We start from the raw sequence: 5,655 nt of genomic DNA on the forward strand, positions 1-5,655 counted from the left end.
CGGCACCGCCGGAGGCGACACCCGCGGAGCCGGGCCCCGTGGTCGTCCCACCGCACCGGGGCGGCCTCGGGGTCCGGTACGAGCCGGGACAAAGGTCACGGGTCCCGGTAACCAGGTGTTTTCTCGCCGTTCCGCATAGTGCTCTCCTATCGCGGATAAAATCACTGCACTTATGCATGGCTATGACGAACACGACCAGGTCAGATGGGTGCCGGAACCTCCCGGCAACCCCGGCAGAAACCCGTTCGGGCGTGATCGGGCACGCGTGCTGCACAGCGCCGGGCTGCGGCGGCTCGCCGCCAAGACCCAGGTCGTCGGCCCGGGAGAGACCTTCGGCAGCGGCCAGCACATCCCCCGAACCCGCCTTACCCACTCCCTGGAGTGCGCGCAGATCGGCCGGGAGATGGGGGAGGCGCTGGGCAGGAACCCCGACCTGGTGGAGACCGCCTGCCTGGCCCATGACCTCGGCCACCCGCCGTTCGGCCACAACGGGGAGACGGCGCTCAACGAACTCGCCGCCGGGTGCGGCGGCTTCGAGGGCAACGCGCAGAGCCTGCGCCTGCTGACCCGGCTGGAGGCCAAGGTGGTCACCGAGGACGGCCGTAGCGCCGGCCTCAACCTCACCCGCGCCGCTCTGGACGCGGCGGTCAAATACCCGTGGACCAGGGAAAGAAGTGCCAAGTACTGCGTCTACGACGATGACCTGCCGGTCTTCGAGTGGATCAGGGAGGGCGCACCCGAGGGGCGGGTCAGCTTCGAAGCCCAGATCATGGACTGGGCCGACGACGTCGCCTACTCCGTGCACGACCTGGAAGACGCCCTCCACTCGGGCAACGTGGTGCTGGAGGCGATGCGCGACCCGGCGGAGCGCCGCGAGGTCTGCGCGACCACCCGCGAGTGGTACGCCCCCGACGCGGAGCCCGGCGAGCTGGAGGATCTCTTCGGCCGCCTGATCACCCAGCCGCTCTGGCCCCGCCACTTCGACCGCTCGCTCGCTGACCTCGCCGCGATCAAGGGGCTCACCAGCTCGCTCATCGGCCACTTCTGCAGGTCCGCCGAGGTGGCCACCCGCGAGGCGTACGGCCCGGCCGCCGGGCGCTACAGCGCCGACCTGATCGTGCCCAGGGCCACCCGGCTGGAGTGCGCGCTGCTGAAGGGGGTCACCGCCCACTACGTGATGGCCAGCGACGCGCACAACGCCAACCAGGCCAGGCAGCGCGAGCTGATCCACGACCTGGCCCACCAGATCATGCTGGGTGCCCCCGGCACCCTGGAACCGGCTTTCAGGCCCGCCTTCACCAGGGCGGCGGGGAACGCCGGTCGGCTCCGCGTGGTCATCGACCAGATCGCCTCGCTCACCGACACCTCCGCGGTCGCCTGGCACCGCCACCTGGCGGGTCACTGACCCGCTGTCGCGCTCAGCCGCCGCCCAGTGTGATCTGCTCCTGCTCCTCGGGCTCTTCCGGCTTCTTGGTGGGCTTCTTCGTCGGCGCCGGCTTCGACGCGCAGAGGGTGACGCACCTGGGAGCCACCCCGGTCCGGTTCATCACGGCCCGCATCTCGTCGGCCGGAGAGAGCGTGGGGTTGCCCTTCAGCCAGGCGTCCAGATAGTCCCACGGCTTGACCATGCCCCGGCGGACCCACCACAGCGAGGGATCGGCCTTCCAGGAGATCGCGAAATAGAGGTTGCTGGCCGTGGAGCGGGCATTGCCCGAGTTGCCGATCTGGCCCAGGACCTGGCCGGCGCTGACGCGCAACCCCGGCCGGACCTCCGCGGCCACCTTGTCCAGGTGGCCGCCCAGGTAGCGCACGCCGTCGTCGCCGATGACCGTGACGAAGCGCCCCTCACGGTCGGCGCCGCGATCGGTGGACGGCTTCCAGCGGTTCTTGACGTTGACCTCGTCGACCACGCCGTTCACCGGCGAGACGAAGGAACAGCCCTTGGCCGCCCAGATCGTGGTCTTGGGCAGTACCAGAAGCCTGCTCTGGTAGTTGACCGAGCAGCCCTTCACCGGGAAGACATAGGTGTGTTCGGAAACCTTCGGCGGCGGAACCCGCACCGGGGGGTCGGCCTTGGGACGGTCGACCGCCGTCTGCGGGGCGGGGGTCGGCGTCGCCTCGGGCATGGTCGCGGTGACCGAGGCCGGTGCCCCGGCGGCGGCCTCGGACTCGAAGCTCGGAGCCGCCGTGCCGATGCCCGCCACCCCACCCGGCGACGCGCAGGCTCCGGTGACGAGCACCGCACCTGTCACAGCGGCCAATCGTGCTATATGCCCCGATCGCATGATCTCCACCCGCGTACATTATCGAGAATCCGCCTTTACCTTTGTAACCGACGTCATGGTTGGTCACGACCGCTTCGGGAAAGTCATCGTTCCTCCTGTCCCTCCCATCCCGGCGGCACCGCTGCCACCCGTCCGGAGGCGGACCGGGCCGACTGCTCCGACCTGTCGGGGGGCCGGACTAGACTCGCGGCGTGGCAGGCCGGATCAGTGACGAGGACATCGCGCTCGTACGGGAGCGCTCACCGATCGCCGACATCGTGGGCGAGCACATCCAGCTCCGCAACGCGGGCGGCGGCAACCTGAAAGGGCTCTGCCCCTTCCACGAGGAGAAGAGCCCGTCGTTCAACGTGACCCCCACCCGGGGGTACTGGTACTGCTTCGGCTGCGCCGAGGGCGGTGACGTCATCACCTTCGTCCGGCGCCTGGAGCACCTGTCGTTCGGCGAGGCGGTCGAGCGGCTGGCCGGCCGGGCGGGCATCCAGCTCCGCTACGAGCAGGGCGGATACGTCCCGGGACGCGAGCAGGGCGAGCGCATCCGCCTGATCGAGGCCCATCGGGCGGCGGCCGAGTTCTACGCCTCGAAGCTGTCCGCGCCCGACGCCGCGATCGGGCGCAGGTTCCTGTCGGAGCGGGGGTTCGAGCGGGTCGACGCCGAGCGTTTCGGCGTCGGGTACGCCCCGGCCGAGTGGGAGGCGCTCTCGCGGCACCTGATGGCCAGAGGGTTCACCAGCGCGGAACTGATCAAGGGGGGGCTGGCCAAGGAGGGGCGGCGCGGCCCGATCGACCGCTTCCGGGGACGGCTGGTCTGGCCTATTCGCGATATAACCGGCGATGTCATTGGTTTCGGCGCGCGGAAGTTGAACGACGCCGAAGATGGGCCGAAGTATTTGAACACCCCGGAAAGCCCGCTCTATAAGAAGAGCGAGGTTCTCTACGGTGTCGACCTGGCCAAACGCGAGATCTCCAAGCGCTCCCAGGCCGTGATCGTCGAGGGCTACACCGATGTGATGGCCTGCCACCTGTCGGGCGTGCCGACGGCGGTGGCCACCTGCGGCACCGCGTTCGGCGAGGAGCACATCAAGGTGCTCCGGCGGCTGCTGCTCGACCACACGGGCTCCCAGGGCGAGGTGGTCTTCACCTTCGACGGTGACTCCGCCGGGCAGAAGGCGGCGCTGCGCGCCTTCGCCGACGAGCAGAAGTTCGCCACCCAGACCTTCGTGGCGGTGCAGGCGGACGGGCTCGACCCGTGCGACCTGCGCATCAGGCACGGCGAGGCGGCCGTGCGCGACCTGATCGCCGGCCGGGAGCCGCTGTTCGCCTTCGCCATTCGCAGCGTGATCTCCCGCTACGACGCGAGCACCAACGAGGGGCGGCTCGCCGGACTCGACGCCGCGGCACCCATCGTGGCCCGGATCAAGGACCAGGGGCTGCGCAAGCTGTACGCGGTGAGCCTGGACCGCTGGCTCGGTTTCAACGACGAGAGCTTCGTGCTGGACCGGATCATGGAGGTGTCCCTGCGGGCACAGCCGGGTCCCCGTCAGAAGGCCAGGCCGAGGAAGGTCGCGGACCTGACCGATCCCACCGTCAGGACCGAGGCCGAGGTTCTCAAACTGGCGGTGCAGCGTCCCGCGCTGCTCGGCCCGGAGTTCGACGTGATGGGCGGGGAGGCGTTCACCCTTCCCGAGCATCTCGCCCTCTACAAGCTCATCGCCGACGCGGGCGGCACGGCGGCGGCCGGAGCCGGTGGGCGAGAGTGGGTGGACCGGTTGCTGAACGGCGTGAGCGACTCCCTGAGAGGGCTCCTGACCCGTTTCGCGGTCGAGGAGATCCGCGCCGACCTGACGAGCGAGGAGCGGTACGCGGCGGGGCTGCTGGTGGCACTCGAACTGATCGCCGTCACCCGCGTGCTCGATCAGCTCAAATCACGCATGGAGCGGACCAATCCCGTCGAGGAGCCGGAGGAGTACAAGCGGCTGTACGCGGAACTGGTCGCGCTTGAGCAGCAGCGGCGCGTGCTGAGGGAACGCGCCGCCGCGAGCTGATCGCGTAATTGGCTTTAATATCCGCGAGGCGATTCCACCAAACCCGAATAAGGTCTCAATTCGATAATGATCGCGGCCTTACCTTCGGTGACAAAAATAGGTCTGCCATTTAGGGGGCCCAATACAGCAGACTGTCTCCCGTGGGTGCATCGGTGCTGCCAAGTGGGCCGCCATCGGTAGACCAGGTGGCCGACCTCGTCACGAAGGGAAGGGAGCGCGGAAGCGTCACGGTCGATGACGTGGCCGCCGCTCTCGACAAGTCCGAGCTGCCGTCCGACGCGCTTGAACGCGTCGTCCGCATGCTCGCCGAGCACGGAGTGGAGGTCCTCGAGCCTCAGAGCGACGAGGAACCCGCCCGGTCCGATGAGGAGGATATCGGGAAAAGGGCTCCTACCAGCGATCTCGTCCGGATCTACCTGCGGGAGATCGGTCGTGTGCCCCTGCTCACGGCCGAGGAGGAGGTGGAGCTCGCCAAGTCCATCGAGGCGGGCCTGTTCGCCGAGGACAAGCTGACCAGCGTCGTCTCACGCCTGGTCTTCCCGGAGTTCAAGGAGCTCGCCTGGCAGGGCACGCGGGCCAAGCAGCGGCTGATCGAGGCCAATCTGCGGCTGGTCGTGTCAATCGCCAAAAGATATGTGGGGCGCGGCATGCTGTTCCTGGATCTCATCCAGGAGGGCAACCTCGGGCTCATCCGGGCGGTCGAGAAATTCGACTACACCAAGGGCTACAAGTTCTCCACATATGCCACCTGGTGGATTCGCCAGGCGATCACCAGGGCCATCGCGGACCAGGCGCGCACCATTCGGATTCCGGTGCACATGGTCGAGACGATCAACAAGCTGGTGCGTGTCCAGCGCCAGCTCCACCAGGACCTCGGCCGCGAGCCCGCGCCCGAGGAGATCGCCCTGGAGATGGACCTGCCGATCGACAGGGTGATCGAGATCCAGCGGATCGCCCAGGAGCCGGTCTCGCTCCAGTCGCCGATCGGTGAGGAGGACTCCGACCTCGGTGACTTCATCGAGGACGCGGACGCGGTGGTCCCGATGGAGGCGGCGGCCTTCATCATGTTGCAGGACCAGCTCGACGACATCCTCGCGACGCTCTCGGATCGGGAACAGCGCATCATCCAGCTGCGCTTCGGGCTCGCGGACGGCCACCCCCGGACGCTGGAGGAGGTCGGCAGGGAGTTCGGCGTGACGCGCGAGCGCATCCGTCAGATCGAGTCGAAGACCCTCGCCAAGCTACGCCACCCGACGAGGGCGCAGATGCTCCGCGACTACCTCGACTGAGGAGCCGTACGGCGCGGGCCCCGGGAACCTCGGTTCCCG

The 5,655-nt window shown here is 68.5% G+C and carries 4 protein-coding genes; 3 read left to right on the plus strand and 1 reads right to left on the minus strand.

The window, feature by feature from the left end:
- The first annotated feature begins 172 nt into the window (after window positions 1-172).
- The gene (locus tag ABZU75_RS44905; protein ID WP_355569166.1) at window positions 173-1,405 is read left to right on the plus strand and encodes a deoxyguanosinetriphosphate triphosphohydrolase; all 1,233 of its coding nucleotides are present in this window, start codon (window positions 173-175) and stop codon (window positions 1,403-1,405) included.
- Window positions 1,406-1,418: 13 nt separating this feature from the next.
- On the opposite strand, the gene ABZU75_RS44910 is transcribed toward ABZU75_RS44905, so the two are convergent.
- On the minus strand, window positions 1,419-2,252 hold the full coding sequence (locus tag ABZU75_RS44910) for a M23 family metallopeptidase (RefSeq protein ID WP_355569169.1): 834 nt from the start codon (window positions 2,250-2,252) through the stop codon (window positions 1,419-1,421).
- 224 nt (window positions 2,253-2,476) lie between these two features.
- Between ABZU75_RS44910 and dnaG the strand changes: the two genes are divergently transcribed.
- Together dnaG and rpoD are read left to right on the plus strand one after the other, a co-directional pair.
- The gene (gene dnaG, locus ABZU75_RS44915) at window positions 2,477-4,327 is read left to right on the plus strand and encodes a DNA primase (RefSeq protein ID WP_355569172.1); all 1,851 of its coding nucleotides are present in this window, start codon (window positions 2,477-2,479) and stop codon (window positions 4,325-4,327) included.
- A gap of 152 nt (window positions 4,328-4,479) precedes the next feature.
- Window positions 4,480-5,616 carry an RNA polymerase sigma factor RpoD gene (gene rpoD / locus ABZU75_RS44920; RefSeq protein ID WP_343976494.1) on the plus strand — a complete coding sequence of 379 codons (1,137 nt, stop codon included), beginning with the start codon at window positions 4,480-4,482 and terminating at the stop codon, window positions 5,614-5,616.
- Window positions 5,617-5,655: the final 39 nt, after the last annotated feature.

The organism is Streptosporangium sp. NPDC005286, assembly GCF_040607515.1.
Classification (GTDB): Bacteria; Actinomycetota; Actinomycetes; order Streptosporangiales; family Streptosporangiaceae; genus Streptosporangium.

Bases quoted from the DNA above. Each gene is read 5' to 3' on its own strand.
- ABZU75_RS44905 (WP_355569166.1), top strand. From the start codon at position 173: ATGCATGGCTATGACGAACACGACCAGGTCAGATGGGTGCCGGAACCT.